20 protein-coding genes are annotated in these 18,037 nt (G+C 51.7%); 8 read left to right on the forward strand and 12 right to left on the reverse strand.

The window, feature by feature from the left end:
• Positions 1 to 266 (reverse strand): stalk domain-containing protein (locus tag B3W37_RS08370; RefSeq protein ID WP_483175352.1); only part of this gene is annotated, 266 nt, incomplete at its 3' end.
• Positions 267 to 733: 467 nt separating this feature from the next.
• Between B3W37_RS08370 and B3W37_RS08375 the strand changes: the two genes are divergently transcribed.
• From B3W37_RS08375 to B3W37_RS08400, 6 genes are all read left to right on the forward strand, one after another.
• Entirely contained in the window at positions 734 to 1,897 is a 1,164-nt protein-coding gene (locus B3W37_RS08375) for an iron-containing alcohol dehydrogenase (RefSeq protein ID WP_483175354.1), read from the forward strand.
• A 167-nt stretch (positions 1,898 to 2,064) separates the two neighbouring features.
• Positions 2,065 to 2,322 carry a hypothetical protein gene (locus tag B3W37_RS08380; protein WP_483175355.1) on the forward strand — a complete coding sequence of 86 codons (258 nt, stop codon included), beginning with the start codon at positions 2,065 to 2,067 and terminating at the stop codon, positions 2,320 to 2,322.
• Positions 2,323 to 2,356: 34 nt separating this feature from the next.
• Entirely contained in the window at positions 2,357 to 2,977 is a 621-nt protein-coding gene (locus B3W37_RS08385) for a TlpA family protein disulfide reductase (protein ID WP_483175356.1), read from the forward strand.
• Between the two features lie 44 nt (positions 2,978 to 3,021).
• Positions 3,022 to 3,159 (forward strand): CD1871A family CXXC motif-containing protein, encoded by a 138-nt coding sequence (locus B3W37_RS08390; protein ID WP_483175357.1) that lies wholly within the window; start codon positions 3,022 to 3,024, stop codon positions 3,157 to 3,159.
• Between the two features lies 1 nt (position 3,160).
• Positions 3,161 to 4,009, forward strand: coding sequence for a 4Fe-4S binding protein (locus B3W37_RS08395; protein WP_483175358.1), 849 nt, complete (start codon positions 3,161 to 3,163; stop codon positions 4,007 to 4,009).
• Between the two features lie 58 nt (positions 4,010 to 4,067).
• Positions 4,068 to 4,769 (forward strand): LolA family protein, encoded by a 702-nt coding sequence (locus B3W37_RS08400; protein WP_483175359.1) that lies wholly within the window; start codon positions 4,068 to 4,070, stop codon positions 4,767 to 4,769.
• Between the two features lie 88 nt (positions 4,770 to 4,857).
• Here B3W37_RS08400 and B3W37_RS08405 read toward each other — a convergent pair whose 3' ends face one another.
• From B3W37_RS08405 to B3W37_RS08425, 5 genes are all read right to left on the reverse strand, one after another.
• Positions 4,858 to 5,547 (reverse strand): ABC transporter ATP-binding protein, encoded by a 690-nt coding sequence (locus B3W37_RS08405; protein ID WP_483175360.1) that lies wholly within the window; start codon positions 5,545 to 5,547, stop codon positions 4,858 to 4,860.
• Positions 5,532 to 6,275: an ABC transporter permease gene (locus B3W37_RS08410; protein WP_483175361.1), complete on the reverse strand. Its 744-nt coding sequence runs from the start codon at positions 6,273 to 6,275 to the stop codon at positions 5,532 to 5,534. Before B3W37_RS08410 ends, B3W37_RS08405 begins: the two co-directional genes overlap by 16 nt.
• Positions 6,272 to 7,255: an ABC transporter substrate-binding protein gene (locus B3W37_RS08415; RefSeq protein WP_483175363.1), complete on the reverse strand. Its 984-nt coding sequence runs from the start codon at positions 7,253 to 7,255 to the stop codon at positions 6,272 to 6,274. Before B3W37_RS08415 ends, B3W37_RS08410 begins: the two co-directional genes overlap by 4 nt.
• A gap of 110 nt (positions 7,256 to 7,365) precedes the next feature.
• Complete coding sequence (locus tag B3W37_RS08420; protein WP_483175364.1) at positions 7,366 to 7,623, reverse strand: spore coat protein; 258 nt, start codon at positions 7,621 to 7,623, stop codon at positions 7,366 to 7,368.
• Between the two features lie 13 nt (positions 7,624 to 7,636).
• Positions 7,637 to 7,819, reverse strand: a complete 183-nt coding sequence (locus tag B3W37_RS08425) for a hypothetical protein (RefSeq protein WP_483175365.1) — start codon at positions 7,817 to 7,819, stop codon at positions 7,637 to 7,639.
• 232 nt (positions 7,820 to 8,051) lie between these two features.
• On the opposite strand from B3W37_RS08425, the gene B3W37_RS08430 reads away from it, so the two are divergent.
• Positions 8,052 to 9,104 carry an HD-GYP domain-containing protein gene (locus tag B3W37_RS08430; RefSeq protein ID WP_481041247.1) on the forward strand — a complete coding sequence of 351 codons (1,053 nt, stop codon included), beginning with the start codon at positions 8,052 to 8,054 and terminating at the stop codon, positions 9,102 to 9,104.
• A 96-nt stretch (positions 9,105 to 9,200) separates the two neighbouring features.
• Positions 9,201 to 9,602 carry a peptide-methionine (R)-S-oxide reductase MsrB gene (gene msrB / locus B3W37_RS08435; RefSeq protein ID WP_483175366.1) on the forward strand — a complete coding sequence of 134 codons (402 nt, stop codon included), beginning with the start codon at positions 9,201 to 9,203 and terminating at the stop codon, positions 9,600 to 9,602.
• 80 nt (positions 9,603 to 9,682) lie between these two features.
• Here msrB and B3W37_RS08440 read toward each other — a convergent pair whose 3' ends face one another.
• The 6 genes from B3W37_RS08440 to B3W37_RS08465 form a co-directional block, all read right to left on the reverse strand.
• Entirely contained in the window at positions 9,683 to 10,849 is a 1,167-nt protein-coding gene (locus B3W37_RS08440; RefSeq protein ID WP_483175368.1) for an efflux RND transporter periplasmic adaptor subunit, read from the reverse strand.
• A gap of 21 nt (positions 10,850 to 10,870) precedes the next feature.
• The gene (locus B3W37_RS08445) at positions 10,871 to 13,246 is read right to left on the reverse strand and encodes an ABC transporter permease (protein WP_483175370.1); all 2,376 of its coding nucleotides are present in this window, start codon (positions 13,244 to 13,246) and stop codon (positions 10,871 to 10,873) included.
• The gene (locus tag B3W37_RS08450; RefSeq protein ID WP_481041239.1) at positions 13,246 to 13,956 is read right to left on the reverse strand and encodes an ABC transporter ATP-binding protein; all 711 of its coding nucleotides are present in this window, start codon (positions 13,954 to 13,956) and stop codon (positions 13,246 to 13,248) included. The genes B3W37_RS08445 and B3W37_RS08450 overlap by 1 nt, the downstream gene beginning before the upstream one ends.
• A gap of 115 nt (positions 13,957 to 14,071) precedes the next feature.
• Entirely contained in the window at positions 14,072 to 15,265 is a 1,194-nt protein-coding gene (locus tag B3W37_RS08455) for an MFS transporter (protein ID WP_481041237.1), read from the reverse strand.
• 259 nt (positions 15,266 to 15,524) lie between these two features.
• Positions 15,525 to 16,586 (reverse strand): glycosyltransferase family 4 protein, encoded by a 1,062-nt coding sequence (locus B3W37_RS08460; RefSeq protein ID WP_483170757.1) that lies wholly within the window; start codon positions 16,584 to 16,586, stop codon positions 15,525 to 15,527.
• Between the two features lie 87 nt (positions 16,587 to 16,673).
• Positions 16,674 to 17,912: a glycoside hydrolase 5 family protein gene (locus B3W37_RS08465; RefSeq protein ID WP_483170756.1), complete on the reverse strand. Its 1,239-nt coding sequence runs from the start codon at positions 17,910 to 17,912 to the stop codon at positions 16,674 to 16,676.
• Positions 17,913 to 18,037 lie beyond the last annotated feature (125 nt).

Genomic DNA, 18,037 nt, shown 5'->3' on the forward strand with positions numbered 1-18,037 from the left:
ACCTGGCGGGCCGGCACAGCTTCAGCCGCCGGCCGGGATATGGTGGCCCGCATTTGTCCGGCATCCCACTCCACGGCAGCCCCCAGGGCCAGTGAACAGAAACGAACCGGTACCATAGTGCGGTCGTTTTCATCGATATAAGGCAGCTGATCAGGGAATAGGGTCTGGACCCCGTTGATATAGACATTGACATCCTGCGCCTGTACGGTGGAGGCATTCAACAGGCCTGCGGCAAGGAAAACAGAGAAGACTACTAACAGAAGCAAGACAACTCCTGTGCGCCTGGCTGGCATCCCATCACGCCCTTTCGGTTCAAAATTACCCTTTACCTATGCTATACATATTCTGGCTTATTATCTTGCATAAGCTGCAGATATTCCCAGACATTTCTTAAGATGGTAAAGGGTGTTTGCCGGCGGTCCCCTTTGGATTTAAACAATAATGAAAAACCGCCCCTGGGCGGGGGCGGTTTTTCAAGGGCAAACAAGAGTACTATGAGACTGTTTTTGGAACGAATCGGAAGATGCGATGCTCCTGTTGAGCGTCAAGAGCGGTGGCCATCCTCTTGGTTAATAATGCGAAAAGCGGTGCATGATTTCCGGGGTATATCCAGGGTATATAATAAAAAAATATTTGGAAAATACTATGGCATACAAATTCACTCTAGAACGAGATTAGCAGCTCGTTGTATGCTACCATGAAATTACCGATATACGATAAGGAGGCCTGAAATATGAGGAATTTCAGCTTTGCGAATCCTACCCGGATACTATTTGGACAGGATACCATAAAAAGATTGGGAAAGGAAGCAGCCAGTGACGGCATAAAGAGGGCTTTGCTGGTTTATGGGCAGGGCTCTGTATTCCGCAATGGGGTGTACCAGCAGGTGACCGCTTCCCTGGGGGAGGCCGGGGTGGGGTTTGAGGAATTGCCCGGGGTGCAGCCGAATCCCGTCCTTTCCAAGGTCCGGGCCGGAATCGGCCTGGCCCGGGAATATCAGGCTGAAGCGGTGATAGCCGTCGGCGGAGGAAGTGTTTTTGACAGTGCCAAGGTAATCGCGGCGGGATATCATTATCCCGGTGAGGTTTGGGACTTCTTTACCGGGGCCGCCCGTATTAAGCAGGCTTTACCCATTTACGGGGTTCTGACCATATCCGGAACCGGGTCGGAAATGAATGTTAACGCGGTCTTAACCCGGGAAGATGACCAGACCAAGTGGGGAATAGGCTCCAAATACTTATACCCCCGCCTGTCCATCATAGATCCCTCCGTGCAGAGCACGCTGCCGGCCCGCAACACCGCTGAGGGAGCGGTGGATATGATCACCCATATCCTGGAGGTCTACTTTGATGGCAGTACCGATGTGGATGTCATGAGGGAGTATATGGAAGGGCTCATCAGAACCATAATGAAAGAAACCGTCAAACTCATGCAGGATCCGGATGATTATCAAGCCCGGGCGCAGCTGGCCTGGGCTGGGACCCTGGCCTTTAATGGCAGCACAAATCCGGGCACCCGGGGAGGGGATTGGGCCACCCATGGGATGGAACACAGCCTGAGCGCTTTTTATCCGGTGGCCCACGGTGCCGGACTGGCAGTGCTCTTGCCGGTATGGATGGGTTATGTGTATAAAAATGATTCCGGTGCTTTTGGCCGTTTTGCCGAAAAGATCTTTGGCATAACCGCCCTGGAGGGCGATGACCTGATCATGGCAGGCATCGATGCCCTCAAGGCCTTTTTTGCTTCGCTGAATATCCCTTCACGGCTGCGGGATTTGGGCGTAAAGGCAGACGATCTGGAGGCCATGGCTGAAAACGCGGTTTTAAAAGGTCCCCTGGGGGTCCTTAAAAAGCTGGGCCGGGAGGAAGTTCTGGAGATATATAAACAGTCCTGGTAGGTGAGGAGACTCGCAAGACTCCCAGGCAGGTGATAATTGGGGAGGTCCTTTCTTGTCACCCATTGTCCAATTGTCACCCCCCATGCCATGCCTGCCCCGAGGAGGAAAACAGCAGGCGATTACGAATAGATACTTAAACCTTATTATCTGCATCAGGGGGGATTCATGTGTTCAAATATGAATTTGCAGTTCTTAATGTAACCCAGCTGAAAGGAAAGCGCATTGAAGGCACCCGGGATTATGATCTCAAGGTGCGGGTGACCAAGGCGGACGAGGTGATTTTTGATGAAACCGTCCGGGTGAGAAAAACCACGAACGGGGTATTCCCGGAAGAGGAGATCATTTCGAAGCGGATCAAGTCCCCAACTTTGAAAAAGGAACTGATTCAGGAAATAAAGACTTATGTGAAAAAACATAAGAAATAGCTTGGGCCTTAAAAGAGACTTCACGGAGGTGTGAATGAAGAGACTAATTGTACTGCTGGTGGTTTTAATTTTACTGCTTTCATCAGGATGCGGCCGGGACGGTCAAACCGGAAGCCCGGCCTCAGACCCTAATGACAACAATGTTCCGCTAAAAGAAATGGTTGGCGGCCAAAGTGGTAGCCCGGCACCGAAAGCGGGAAAGAACCCTCTGGAAGGGCTGGTTATCCCGTCATTTTCAGCTACCGATCTAAAGGGTGAGATTGTTACCGAACAGGTTTTCCAACAGCATTCCCTGACTATGATCAATCTGTGGGGCACCTTTTGCCAGCCTTGTATAAAAGAAATGCCTGACCTGCAGCGATTGCAGAGTAAATATGAAGGCTCCGGGGTCAAAGTCCTGGGGGTGGTTGTCGATAAAGATCCGGAAGCCGCCGGGAGAATCGTTTCCGCAAAGAGCGTTGACTATCAGAATGTTATTCCCGACTCTTCTCTGGAGAAAAGCATCTGCCGGGCTTTCGATTATGTTCCGGCAACTATTTTTGTGGACAGCAAGGGGCAGGTTCTGGGTGAATTAGTCAGTGGCAGCAATAGCCTGGAGGGCTACAGCAAAGTGATCGACAAGCTCCTTGAGCTTGAACCGAAGGCCGGGACCTGATGCAGGTTCAAGGAAAGAGATTCCAGGCGATACGGGGTGATTGGATGAGAGGCAAGGTATTCAGGCTCTTGCTTCCGGCGGCAGGCCTGGCTATGATTCTATTTGGGTTCTTGAACGGCGAACATCTGCTGGTGTGGACCAAGGCCGTAACCGTGTGCCTGGAATGTATCGGTATCGGTTGATATGAGAGCCTGGGTGCAGCTGATCAGCGCGTTCATCTGGAACCCCTTGCTGGGAAATTTCATCAGCGGACATATCTATCGGGGAAAGCTCAAACAGATCTGTATTCCCGCTCTGAACTGCTATTCCTGCCCGGGGGCGATAGGGGCTTGCCCTTTGGGATCTTTGCAGACCGTTTTAGCCGATCCTTTTTATAATTGGTCATTTTACGTGGTAGGCTGGCTGGTCTTGTTCGGCTCCTTATTAGGGCGCTGGATCTGCGGCTGGGTTTGTCCCTTCGGCATGCTGCAGGAATGGCTTCATCGGGTGCCTGTGGCGAAACTGGCGTTGCCCCGGTGGATGGGCTGGGTCAAATACCTGATTCTGTCGGTTTTCGTAATCTGTATACCACTGGCAGGGGCTGGCCTTTCAGGTCTGGGTGTGCCGGCTTTCTGTAAATACATCTGCCCGGCCGGCACCCTGGAGGCGGGAGTGCCCTTGGTAGCTCTTGTTCCAGGTCTGCAGGCTGCTGCCGGCAGTCTATTTCTCCTTAAGATGGCTATACTGATCGCGATCATCCTGGCCAGCTGTATGATATTCAGGCCATTTTGCCGGGTGTTATGCCCCCTGGGGGCTATTTATGGCTTATTCAATCGGGTAAGCTGGTATCATTATGATTACCGGCGGGAATCATGCACCGGTTGCGGAACCTGTACCAACCATTGCCGGATGAACCTTGACCCGGCCCGGGAGACGAATAGCCCGGAATGCATCCGCTGCGGTGATTGCATAACGAAGTGCCCTCAGGGCGCTTTATCCGCGGTTTATGGTTTCAACTCCAGTACTGAGGCGTCTGTTGACGAATTATCTTAAGGTGGTATGAATTTGGCGGGGATGCGAAACAAGGGTTTGAAGAAAGGGGTTGCGTAAGATGCTCAAAGGTTCCCGATGGATGTTGATAGGCCTGGTGGTTTTGTTATCGCTGAGCTTGGCCGGCTGCAGCCGTTCGGATTCAGCCGAACCGAAAGAACCGGCATCGAAAGAAAGTGTGTCAATACAGAGCAGCGGAACTGCCAAAGCCAAGACCCTGGCGGAAGTCCTGGCACAGGGCAAAACCCACCCCGGGGTTTACTGCGAATATGCTGTAAAGCCTGATGAGGGTACCGGGTTAAAAGGCAAATTGTGGATTGCCGGTAATAACCTGCGCTCGGAAACTATCGATGCCGGGAGCGAAAAGCCCGCCATCTTTATCCGCAACAGTAAAGGCTACAACTATATGTTTACCTCCGAAGACCAGCAGGCTATTAAGGTCACTGACCAGCAGCCCGCAGAAGACATCAATCCGGTGGGCAATCTTGACAACGTTGACGAAAACACTCAGCCCTTGGGCAAAGAGGTCATGGACGGGAAGAATTGTGTGGTGGTTCAGTATAAAACCGATGAGGTTGATAACCGTGTTTGGTTATGGGAGGACTATGGCGTGCCGGTTCGGATCGAGAGCACTTATGACGGCAGCACTACGGTGATGGAGTACAGCAATTATAAATTCGAGGCCTTGTCTGAATCCCTTTTCGAGTTGCCCCCGGGCATGAAGGTGATAGAGCTTCCCGGCATAGGGACAGGAACGCCGTAAACCATTGTTATCGGGGTTTGTGGCCAGTCTGTAAACAATTGTTTAGCAATATAAACAAATGTAAATATGTGAATATAACAGGCCCTGCCTAATCCTGACATACCAATCTGAGCAGCTCTCCTTCCAGGGACAAGAGTTCCGGCGAGGAGAATGCCCGGGATTCACTCAGATTGACCGCAAAGTGCTGTTTGATGCGAGCCGGGCGGCTGGATATCAGTAGAATGCGGTCAGCCAGATATAAGGCTTCCTTAAGGTCGTGGGTAACGGTTACCATGGTAAAACGGCGCTGCCGCCAGAGCTCCAGGACATCATTCATGATATCAACCTTAACCTTTAAATCCAGAGAAGCGAAAGCCTCGTCCATGATCAGCAAGTCCGGAGAGACCGCCAGGGCCCGGGCCAGGTTGACACGCTGCTTCATGCCCCCGCTCAGTTGCGAGGGATAATAATCCGCAAACCCCTCCAGATGCAGACTGCTGAGCAATTCGCCGATATTGGCCTTATCATTTACAAAGAGCAGATTCTGACGGATAGTGCGCCAGGGGATGAGGCGGGGCTCCTGAAAGACAAAACCGATTTTCTGGCTGTTGACTTCTATTTGGCCTCGGGTAGGGACCTCGATCCCGGCCAGCAATCTTAAAAAGGTGGTTTTGCCTGATCCTGAAAGCCCCAAAACAGCAATTCTTTCAGCAGGTTTAATGGCCAGATCCCAGTTTTCCAGGACCCGCAGTTCGCCAAAATCCTTGTATACCCCGGCAAGCTTTATGCTGGCCTCCATCGGCTCGACATCCTCCCTAATAAGTATTTGACCAGGCGTTCGGTGGTGATCCCCAATATGCAGGCCATAAGGGTGACTGACCAGGCTCCCGCCGAGTCAACCACCATGCGGGCATTGAATATCTCCACACCCAGCCCGCTGCCCCCGGCTAGATACTCTGATACCAGAACCACCTTCCAGGCTTGCCCTATGGTCACGTCCACAATAGCTGCGATAAAGGGCAAGAGCGAACCCCAATAGATATGGTGAAATACCTTGCCGAAGGGCACCCGGTATACCCGGGCCATTTCCAGCAGGTCTCGGTCCAGGCTGCGCATCCCCGAGACAGTGGTCAATACTGCGGTAGGCAGAAGAGCGACAAAGGTGATGAAAACCGGGCCCCTCCAACCTATGCCCCAGGCGAAAATCACCAGGGTCAACCAGGAAACAACTGGAACCGCTTGCACGAACATGATGATGGGGCGGAACATTTCATAAAAAGCCTCAGAGAGCCCCAGAAACAGTCCGGCAAAAATGCCCAAACAGAGAACCAGAACCAGGGCCAAGCCTGCTTTCCAGGCCGTCTGCAGGGCGGCTTCCAACATCCCGGGATCGGTCAGGTGTTCACCCAGCAATCTCAGGGTTTCTGATGGCACCGGAATAATTACCGGATTTGTATAAAAAGAAAGAAGCTGCCAAAATACCAGGAATATGATGATCCCGGTCAGCGCTCTCCATAAGCCTTTCATTCACCGTAAAACCCCTTATCAGGCAATTGCTTCATAGAATCAGGATCGATTTGCTGAATGGTTTCCAGGTATTTTTCCACTTCCCCGCGGCATTCGGCAGTGGGAACATATTTAAACTCGGTGCGCTCCAATGAAGCCTTCATTACCGCTGCCGGCAGGGGCAGGGTATTTTGGGCCTGTTCGATAGCGGCGTCGGGATTGGCATTACACCAGGCGGTGGAATCTGCCAACAACTGAGCTACATGTTTCACCACCTCAGGATTCTTGGCGGCGAAATCCTTTTTTACAAAAAGCCCGGCTATGGGGACCCGGGGCGGGGCCGCGGCAACTTCTCCCCAATATTCCTGATAATCGAGGACAATGGAGCCGGCCTGGTCTTTCATAGCCAGGGTGACGTAAGGTTCGGGCAGAGCGGCGAAGTCTATCTTGCCGGTTTGGAAGAGCGTCACCACTTCCTGGGGCGGAGCGTATACGAATTTGACGTCTTGATCAGGGGTCAGACCGGCCTTGATAATGCCCAGCCGGGAAAGAACATCTACGGTCTGTCCCTTTCCCACCGGCATGTGAATGGATTTATCCTTTAACGAAGACCAGTCGCTGAATTCTACTCCCTCCCGGGCAAGCAGGTAGAACACCTTCCACTCGTGTACGCCCACCATCACCAGGTCTTTCTGACCAGCATACAGATTGGCTCCCAGAGTAACTGGCAAGATCGCAAAGTCAGCCTGGTTTCCAGTTAATAAACCAATTGCTTCATCATTGCTTTTCCAGTAAGAAATGTTAACCGTGACCGGGCTTTTGACCGCTCCGTTCTCAATGCCGGCCACAGGCAGCACCAATGGCCCCATGGGATTTATCAGGCTGCTTTCAGAAGGCTGAAGCGGTGTCGGGGCAGTTTTTTGGCATCCGCCGGCTGCCAACGACAGCAGCATTAACAGCATTATAAGCCCGGTTATCATCCTCGTGCTTTTCTTTCCCATGATGATCTTCCCCCTGTTGTTATATTGTGTTAAATATATCACAATCCCTCAATAAACCAGAAACAAAAAAAGGAACGTCGAAAAACGTTCCTTTTTTAAAAGAGCAGGATCTAGGAAGATACTTGAGACTTGACAGTCTGGATGTCCTGGGTATCCACTTGCGCCGCCGGCTTGTAGTAGCCTTTTTGTTCAGCCATCTGGAAGAGCTGGTATTGGAATTGCTCATCACTGTTGCGGATCTGCTGGATGGTTGAACGAAGCTGCTGGTTGGCGGTTTCGCTGATAACGCTGGCATACCTGGTGAGGCTGGCATTGGTTGATGCCAGAATATCATTGACCATTTCCTTGTCAGTTAAGTGTTTGTTCATTACCAACTCTCCTTTAACCTAAAAATGACATCAGTTTCTGGGCAGTCTGACTGCAGGATTTAGCCGCCTGCTGGAACATCTGCTTGCACTGTGGGTCCTGGCATTGTTCGGAATAGAAATTCAATTTCTTTTCCGTGTTCGTATGGGCCCCGATAAGGTGCCGCAGATTCTGCAATTCCATGTGATTCAGATTCATTTCCAGACTCCTTTCATGGTTTTATTGGGTATGCTCAATATCATTTTGCGCAAGCTACTATACTATTATTCTGTGACAGCTATAGACAGTGGCCAAAAAAAACGATAAGTAATTAATATCAGTACAATGACCTAAAAATGACCTAAATAAGAAAGATATATACCTAAATTTAGGAAAATTGTAGTATAATAATAGAAATTTCCTTGAGATCACTGCACAGGGAGAGTGTACTGTGATTAAGTTGAGTCTGGAACATCTGCAGGTAAATCAGAAATTGGCCCGCAATATCTATGATCAAGATGGGAGGTTGCTGTTAGCCAGGGATATTCTCCTCGAGCCGCGTCACATAGAGCAACTGTTGAAAAAAGGATTTGAAGAGGTCTACCTATGGGAAGAAACCTCTGCTGAAGAAAAGACCGAACTCGATAACCGGGCTGCTATGCGCAAAGCTGTGCTCCTTCCTGGTATTGGCACTGCGGTAGAAGCTTTCCGGGAATTCATGCTCAGTTTGTCTCAAGGGCATGCTATCACCCTCAATCAGGTCGAAGATACAGTTGATTTAATTTATCCTGAAATTATCGGGTCTAACAATATATTGAACCAGATCAAGCTTTTGCGCCAGAAAGACGAGTATACCATGAAGCACTCGGTTTCAGTCAGCATCATCGCTGTAAAATTGGGCGAAGGCATGGGTCTAAACAATAAATCCCTGCGCTGTCTGGCCAAAGCAGCCCTATTGCACGACATCGGCAAAGCCCGAATACCGATGGATCTGATCAATAAGCCCGCCCAACTCACCTCACAGGAGCATAAAGAAATGCAGCAGCATCCCCTGCACGGTTTTAGAATTGCTCAAGAGATGCAGCTAACCGAAAATGAGGTTATTACTGCTATTTTACAGCATCACGAACACTTTGACGGCAGTGGTTATCCTTTTAAGGTTTTGGGGCATAAGCTGCATATTTTCTCTCGTATTATTGCGGTTGCCGATGTTTTTGACGCCCTGACCTCTGACCGGCCATATCGCAAAGCCCTGCCTTTATTTGAAGCCTTGGATGAAGTAGTCAACCGCAGCCTGGGCCATCTCGATCCTTTTATAACCAGGCGTCTGATATCCTATGTATTAAACGTCATCCCTGGTGAAATGGTCAAATTGAGCGATGGCTCTATCGCCTCCGTAGTCCTGGTTAACCAGAACGAACCCCAACGCCCCATGATTCGAGTTAAAGATCAATTCATAAACCTTCAAGAAGAACGCCGGCTGCATGTGATCGACCTCGCCTAAATGACCCGCGCTGGCCTCAGCCTGTTCTCCTTTTTAGCTTCCTTTTTTCATTCTTTGCGTTAAAAGGGTTAAAATAACCCCAAGGAGGATGATATCATGGCAGAGAAAAAGGTCAGGTCGGAGGAAGAGTGGAAGGCGATGCTGGATGACGAGGCCTATCGCATTTTAAGGCAAAAAGGGACCGAAATGGCTTTCCATAATAAGTATTATGATCATCACGAAAAGGGCATCTATTGTTGTGCCGGCTGCGGCCAGCCCTTATTCAGTTCTGCGGTGAAATACGAATCCGGTTCCGGATGGCCCAGTTTCTACCAGCCCCTTGACAAAGAAACCCTGGATGTGGCCAGGGATTTAAGCCACGGGATGATCCGAACCGAAGTAATGTGCAAAGCCTGCGGAGGGCACCTGGGTCATGTATTCCCTGACGGCCCCCGTCCCACCGGCATGCGCTTTTGCATCAATTCCGGGGCACTGGACTTTAAGCCTGAAGACGAATAGACCAGACGGCGGCCATCTGCCCCAGAACGCTATAGAACGTCCTCGATAATGTTAAGGGATTCTGCAAGCGTCCCCGCGTGTCATTGGAGGAGGGGCTTGACACGGCCGCCTGCAGTGATATCCTTGCTGGCGTCTTTCACTACTATATCCCCTTCGCTCAACCCTGAAACGATAGCGATGTGTGCGCTGTCGCTCAAGCCTACCTCAACCGGTTGAATCACAATGCGGTTGTTTTTTATCAAGAAAACTTCTTTGCCGCCGCTGGAAACGGTGCGGACACTCTGGCGGGGTACAACCAAGGCATCCGGCTCCTGCCTGGTCTGAATGGCGATACGCACCTCAAAGCCGGGCTGCAGTGTGCCGGTTTCTTCCATACTGATCATAACCGGTACGCGGCGCTGAATTACCCCAAGTGCGGATTGTTTTTCCTCAGCCTTAGGGTAGATCTGGGCGATCTGTCCTTTAAGGACTTTTGTACCCAAAACCGGGGCAGTGATGTCAACTGCCTGGCCTACGGCGATTTCTGCCAGATCATCGCTTAATATGTGGGCTTTTAACTCCAGATGCTGGCTGGAGCCGATGCTGGACAGCAACTGACCGGGCATGATGGCCTCGCCCTTTTTTACATCAATACTGAGTATTTTGCCGGAAGTGGCAGCGGTGACAATCAATTGTGCTTTTTTGCCCTGTACTTCCCCCAGCGTGCTCTCAAGGTTTTTCAATTGCGCCTGTGCGGCCTGTTGTGAAGATGTCAGCTCTTTTTCAGTGTTTTCCAGAAGCTGCACAGCGGTCAGGGCCTGTTCGTATTCGCTCTGGCTGGCGGCGCCGCTTTGCAGGAGCGAATTGACCCGTTCCAGGTTTTTGCGGGCATCACCCAGCTGCAGGCGGGTGCGGTTAAGGGCTGCTGAGGCCGAATCTAGGCCTGCCCGGGTTTGGTTCATCTGCGACTCGGTCTGGCTGGCTTGTATATTTAAATCCGGATTATCCAGGCGTATCAGGGCTTGGCCGGCCTTGACCTCCTGGCCTAACTCAACCTCCACAGCAGCCACCGTTCCGCTCTGTTGAGCATAAAGAAGCGATTCATTTACAGCCTGCACCACAGCGGTATCATCCACGGTCCGGGCGACAGCCGACCTGGTGACCTTAACCGCATCCATCTCGGCAACACCGCCCTGGTATACTGCGACTCCGGCCAACACCGCAACTACCAGGAAAATACCCCCATACAACCAGCGCCTTTTCTTCATCTTCTTAGCCTCCGCCTCCTGTTAGTCCACATATTTTGACATCTCGATCATGTCTAAAGTTGACAATCCCCGCGTTGCTAACCAGTACCCCGTGAGGACAAAACTCAAACCTACCAGTAAACTGAGCACATAACTAAAGGGGGAGATAACCACCGGAAAGGTGAACATATCGGTGCTCACACTGGAAATATAGAAAACTGCCAGCCAGCGCCCGGTGGGAAGCCCGATGAGCAATCCCGGTACTGCCTGTATCAGTGTATCTTTCAACATCAAGCCGGATACCTCAGTGTGGGTAAATCCCAGGGTCAGCAATGAGGCCAGCTCTTTCTTGCGTTCATTGTAACTCATGACGATGGAGTTATAAATGATGGCCAGGCCCAGGATCAGGGAGAAAAAGATCATGATCCCCACGAATAAGATTGAGCTTTCCATCAGGCTGGTGATATTGTCGATCTCTTTCTGGCGGCTGGCAATAGAATTGATTCCGGTTATATCGCTCAAATCATCCTCAATGGCGGCCGCCTGCCCCGGATCGACCAGGAGCATGCAGCCGGACACTAAATCCGCTTCATGCAGCAGCCGATTGGCCTGGGTCAATGAGGTATAGCATATACTGCCGAAAAGCTGCCGGTTTATGGACACCACCGGCAGTTCGGTAGTTAGCGGCTCGCCCATTTTATAGGCAGTCTCCACAGTCACCAGGTCGCCGGGCTGTGCTCCCAGCTTGCGGGCAGTGATTTCGCCAAGTACAATGCCTTCCTCGGGTATAGCCATGGGATTGCCCTCGTTGTCGGAAGGCATCTTTAGCTGGTTGCCCTCAGCTTGGCCGTTGACCGCATCCTCGACGGTTCTGCCGTTGTAGTGGATTTTCACCGGGATCTCGATAAAAGCCTCTGTACGATTGACTCCTTCCATCCGGGAAATGGACAATAACTCGCTGGTTCTGACCGGTTGATCGAAACGCACCAAATAATGGTAAAGCATCTCTTTATCATAATACTGCTTCATCATATAATCTATGGCATCATTCATGAAAAAGGATATCAGCAATAAAGAGACAGCGGCTACCACCCCGGCCACCGTAACCGCTGTCCGCATACGGTTACGGGCCACAGAACGAAAACTCATCTTCCACAAAGGGCTCAAGCGCTGCCAGAAAAATGGCAGGCGTTCCAGCATATTGCGGGAGGTCTTGCCGGGCGGCTGAGCGCGCATTGCTTCTGCCGGGTTAATGCTGACGACAGGCATGGACGCGCTAAGCCCGGCTGCAAGTCCCACCGCAGCCGCGAGTATAAAGCTGTACGCCACTACCTGAAAATGATAGCCTTCTACTTTGGGGAGGTTAAAGTACATGGCATATATTTCGTTGAGGGATTGGGAGAACAGCAATCCCAGGCTGCTTCCGGCCAAGGCTCCTATCATACTGACCGCCAGGGCATAACTGCTGTAATGAAAAACCACCGCGGAGTTACTGAACCCCAGGCCTTTCATAATGCCGATCTGAGAGCGCTGCATGCGGATCATGCGGCGCAGCAAGACGATTTGTATCCCCGCAGCGATGGTCAAGAAGATGATAGGGAAGAATCTGGCCATGATACGGCCGCTGGTCAGCTCGGAGTCCAGTAAGGAGTGACTGAGCTGATCCTTGCGAGGATAGCTGGCCAGGTTGCCATAGGAAGAAAGCAGGTTCTCGATTTGCGCCACTATGGAATCGGTGTCCGCCCCGGGTGAGAATACCACCAGGATCTGGTTGACCTGCCCGGGAAGGTTGAAGACTTCCTGAGCCTGGTTCAAAGGTATCATGAATATACCGAAGGTTTTAGGATCAGGCACCATGGCGGAGAGGTCTTTGACGGCGTACACGAACTCGGGGCCTATAGCCGTCCCCACCACAGTAAGCGGAATCTGCCTGCCCTCGGCGATTATCTCTACATTATCACCGAAACTCAGGCCATTGGCCTCCAGGTAGGAGGGATCAACCAGGGCCTCCGCCCCGCCGTTGGCCGGATAGGCTTCGAAAAGGCGGCCTTGCTCCAATTCGACGCTATTGACCTGTTGATTCAGGGGCAAAGGGTAAGAGGTGAGCCGGGCTGAGGCCCGAGTGCCGTCCTCTTTTATAACCGCCACATCCTGCTGTATGCGTACGGTTACCTTTTCTATCCCGGGTATGTTGGCGATCTGTTTGGCTACCCCTTCCGGGGCGTGGACCACATGGAAATAATGATCAGCGAAGTTATTGTCATCATAAAAACGCTCCTGAGCATAGCCCAGGTTGGAATAAGTGGTCGACATGGCCACATACAGGGAGATGCCTATGGTAATAACCAGGGCCATGGCAAAAAACTGCCCCTTGCTGGTCCATATGCCGCGCCACAGTTTGCGATATAATACCTTCATTACCACTCAATTCCTTCAGGTGTTGCCCGGCTGGCATTGACTTGGATCTCCGCCACCCTGCCGCTGCTCATACGCACGACCCGGTCGCCGATGGCGCCGATGGCCGCATTGTGGGTTACAATAACTACCGTGCTGCCATGCAGCCGGTTTACCTCTAAGAGCAGCTCCAGTATGCTTTTGCCGGTTTGATAATCCAGGGCGCCGGTAGGTTCATCACAAAGCAGGATCAAGGGCCGTTTCACTATAGCCCTGGCGATAGATATGCGCTGCTGCTCGCCGCCGCTGAGTTGAGACGGGAAATGGTCCAGGCGTTCATCAAGCCCCACCTGCATGAGCACTTCCTGGGTCGACAGCGGGTTATCGACCAGACTGGCAGCCAACTCCACGTTCTCCCAGGCGGTTAAATCTGATATCAAATTATAGAACTGGAAAACAAAGCCGATATGGTCCCGGCGGTATTGAGTCAGTTCATTGTTGCCGGCCAGGTGCAAAGCCTGCTGGCGAAAAGTCAATTCACCGCTGCTGACCCGATCCATACCGCCTATCAGGTTTAATAAAGTGCTCTTCCCAGAACCGCTGGGACCGAGGATTATCAGTACTTCCCCCGCAAAAATGTCGATAGTGGTGGCTTTAAGGGCTTCTACCGAGACCTCGCCCATCACATAGGTCTTGGTTACATCCTCCAGGTGAACCAGAACATGATCCGCCATTTGCTGCTCCTCCCCACAAGTGCCGGTGTGCCGTCAAGTTGAATTTACCCCTTCAAGGTAGCGCTGTCAATGGAAAACAGAGCTAGAAATGATTCCGGAAAGCAGTTGCCGCTGCTCACGCGCTTTGGGTCTGAGGTTCGGCTGGAGGGGATAAATCGGGGATGTTGAGTGCAAGTAGCAGATTGAGCAGGGCAATGCCTGCGGCTGCCAAAAACACCCACTGATAGCCGAAACTGGCCCAGATCAGTCCGCCTCCGATGGGAACCGTCATGGAAACCATGTGATCCAGGGTTACGCCCATAGATAGCGTGGGACCGATATCATCAGGGGTGTCGACGATGCGGTTCAAATAGGTGGCCCGGGCCATATTGACCGCGAAGAGGACCTGGTCAGTTATAAAACAGGCCATTATCACTGTTAAGGCCAGGTTGGCTGGAAACCAGGCGGGTGCAAAGGCATATAGGATGCAGATAACGATCAGACCCAGCGATTCAGCCGCAATGATGCGCTTTTCTCCGATGCGGTCGATGGCCATGCCCAGGAGGGGACGAAAGAAAAGGCCCACCGCCGTACCGATCATACTCAAAATAGCAAAGACTTCCACCCCCTGGTCGAAAAGACGGATCAAGACCCAGGGGGCAAAGGTGAGAAATATCTGCTTGCGGGCTCCGAACAGGATATTTAGTAAATAGAAAAGGTTATATTTTTTCTTGAACAGCAGGTAACGGGGCGGTCTCTTAATTGGCTCGCCTTTAATCATGGCCATGCACACCGCTGCTGTCAGGGCACAGCTCCCCGCGATACCGAAGATTAAAGCGAAAGAAAAGTCAAACCGGCTCACCCCGATATAGACCAGGAGCGAACCCAATAAAACCCCGGCCGCTTCGAGACCTCCGATCTGTCCCAGCAATTTGCCGGCCTGGTTTTTATCCGCCAGGCGCAAGGCCAGTGACGAGCGCATCACCATAAAAAGATGAGCGCCGGTGCTCCACAGCAACATCCACAATACCACCAGGACCATATTGTACGCGAAAAACCCCTGCCCCCACAACGACACCGCCACCATCAGGGCCGCTACCATAGTCACCCGGGTGTCCTTTAAGAAAAGCAGAAGAGTAAAAACCACTACCACCAGAAAACCTGGCAACTCGCGGGGAAATTCCAGGGCTCCACGGGCTATTTCGCCGAGATGATGAACCTGAGCCAGGTAGTTGTTAAAAGAGGGGTCATACAGACCACTGTATATCCCCATCATCAAACTTGCCAGGGAAAACAGAAGCAGGCTCAGATTATAGCGCCGCAAATCCATAGAAACTCACTCCCCGCCACCGCATTCATTCAGACTATTGTACCTCTTTGCACTCTCTACTCACAAGGGAGTTGATGAGACTGAATGGGTAAGGTATGAGAAGCAATTGATGAGCAAAGTCCTGGAGGAGGCAAAAGGTAGGCGGTTAGTAGACGGGTACTAAAGTGGAGTAAAAATCACCTATGTGTAGGAAGAGCAACGGTTGTCTTTTAAAAGCAAACCGGCGGGGGATGGCCTCAAGAACATCCCCCGGCTGGACTCAATTAAGCATGATCTCCGGTGAAGTCCTGGTTTTCTCAATGGGAAAGGCATTGCCTCCGAGGATATCCTGGTAAACCGACTGATAGTCTAAGGCCATGCGCTGCCTGGAAAACCGGGTTTCAACCCACTGACGGCAATGACTGCGCGGCAGGGAGGCAACCTTGGGCATGACCTCGCAGGCCTCGGCGACGTTCTGTACCAGGAAACCGCTTACGCCGTCTTTTATCACCTCGGGCATCGAACCCTTGTTAAAAGCAATTACAGGAGTGCCGCAGGCCATTGATTCAACCACGGTCAAACCGAACATCTCCTGATATGATATGGGGTGCAAGACCGCATAAGCATTCCGCAAAAGCTCATCCCTTTGAGGCGGGCCTACCGAGCCGATATATATGATTTGCCGGTTGTCTATATGCGGAGCCACACGTTCGTTATAGTAATCCTTGTCCTGGATAATGCCGGCGATCAATAATTTCATCCCGCTTTGCCGGGCAATCTCTATGGCCTGCTCGGTGCCCTTATCGGGATGTATGCGGCCCAAGAATACCAGATAATCACCGGGCTTGTCGCTGAAGGTAAACTCATCCAGGTTTATGCCGTGGTAAACCGTACGGACATAGTCTAAGTCGCGGTGCCTATCCGAATCGCTGATAGATACATAATAATTGTTGCGGTTATATTCGCGGTAAATTGGTACTATCTTAGGCGAAGAGAAGCCGTGGATGGTGGTCACCACCGGTGTATCTGTCATACGGCTGAAGGCTAAGGGAATAAAATCGTAATTGTTGTGAATCATGTCATATTTGTGCGCATTCTCGAACAGGTGGGCGATGTGCATCGCTTCCCAAACCTTGGGATCGATCTCCGGGTTCTCCTCATACGGATAGGGGCAGATATACTCCAAGCGAGCCGCCGTTTTGGAATCACCGGTGGCATACAATGTTACTTCGTGCCCCAGTTTTACCAGCTCTTCAGTGAGATTCGAGACTACCAATTCCCAGGGGCCATAGTGCCGAGGCGGCGTCCTCCAGGCGATGGGTGACAGCATTGCAATTTTCATGATATACCTCCAGGTTTTTGATGCCCGCCCCGAAGCCGGATGTTTTATTAATCATAGATAAAACAGTGCGGGCATCTTAATCGTCTGTTATTTATTTGCCAGCTGGGGTTCGAGACCTTTATGCAGCCGGTACTGCTCATACATAGCGCTGAGATTGCCGATCGGGTCCGAATAGAAATCCTCCCGGTCATAATCCTGCAGCCAGGGATGGCGCTTCTCTACCTTCTCCGGGGCGGGTTCATAGAGCCGCTGAGTCTTGAAAGCCTCCAAAGCTGGTTTAGGGGAGTGATCAGATCTGAACAGGCCGAAATACCTCTCATGTATTCTCCTGTCCAGAGGAGGGCGATCCCATAGATGGGGGTGATAATCCGCGAAGCACCAGGCCAGGGCACCCAGGATATGCTCTTGTTGCAGCAGAGTCAGGGCTCTCTGGTAGAAGTCCTTAACCGACTTTTCTTCAAAAAGGGGGAAAAGGCTTAAAACTGCGGTTTCAGCCCTTTCTTGATCGTTTTCACAGGTTGGTGCGCCAAACTCCTCCAGCAGCACAGGCTTTCCGCCCATCCACTCGGTTACCGTGGCCAGGAAAGGAAGGGCATGAGCGTCGAAAGGATCCTTTACCCAGGCCAGGTAGGAGGGATAGCCATGCATGCAAAGGTAGTCGCAGTACCTGGCGACATCCTGCGGCCACATACGGCGGTCCTGTTCCAGATCTTCGCTGTGCATGCCGATGGTAACCGGCATACCCGGGCTATAGCTGCGGATGGTTGAGGTCATTACATCCAGCCAGCCTCGGGCCCTTTCCCGGTCGGGAGGTATGGCGAAATTGGAGTTTTCATTGCCCAGGTCGTAGCCGTACAGAGACTGGTGGCCGTGGACGTGCTGGCAGACTGAGGCGATCTGAAGGGCTTGGGCTTCGATAACGGCTTCATCGCTGTAGCAATCCCGCAAAGCCCTGTCGGTGTATATCACACCTCCGGCATATATATCGAAGGGTTGGGGCGCTGAGTAATCGGTCAGCATCCAGGCCGGCATCCAATTGACCCCGCTCATGTGGCCGCAGAAGAAGGTAGGCATGATCTGCAGCCCGTGGCGCCAGGCAATATCCATCGTTGTGGCAAGATGCTCCAAAGCCGCTGGGGAGATGAGGTCTGGCCGGGGCTGGAAGTCTTCCCAGGTAAGAAAAATGCGCACCAACTTAAACCCATGCTGCTGTAACAGACTAAAATCGCGGTTCACCTCGTTGGGGTCAAAATTCTTCCACCAGTACATGGCTTTATGAATCGGCCAGTAATTGATGCCCTGCAGGAAAGGCGTATTATCTGCCATATGATCACCTCCAGCAAAAAGGTTACAGTTAGTAGCCTTCCTCCACTTTTGCTCTTTTATTCCTTATGTTATGCCGGGCTGGCATCGGGCAGAAAAAATCTTTAGAAGTCGGAATGAAGACCCAG

It is taken from the genome of Syntrophomonas sp. UBA5494 (genome assembly GCF_002426325.1).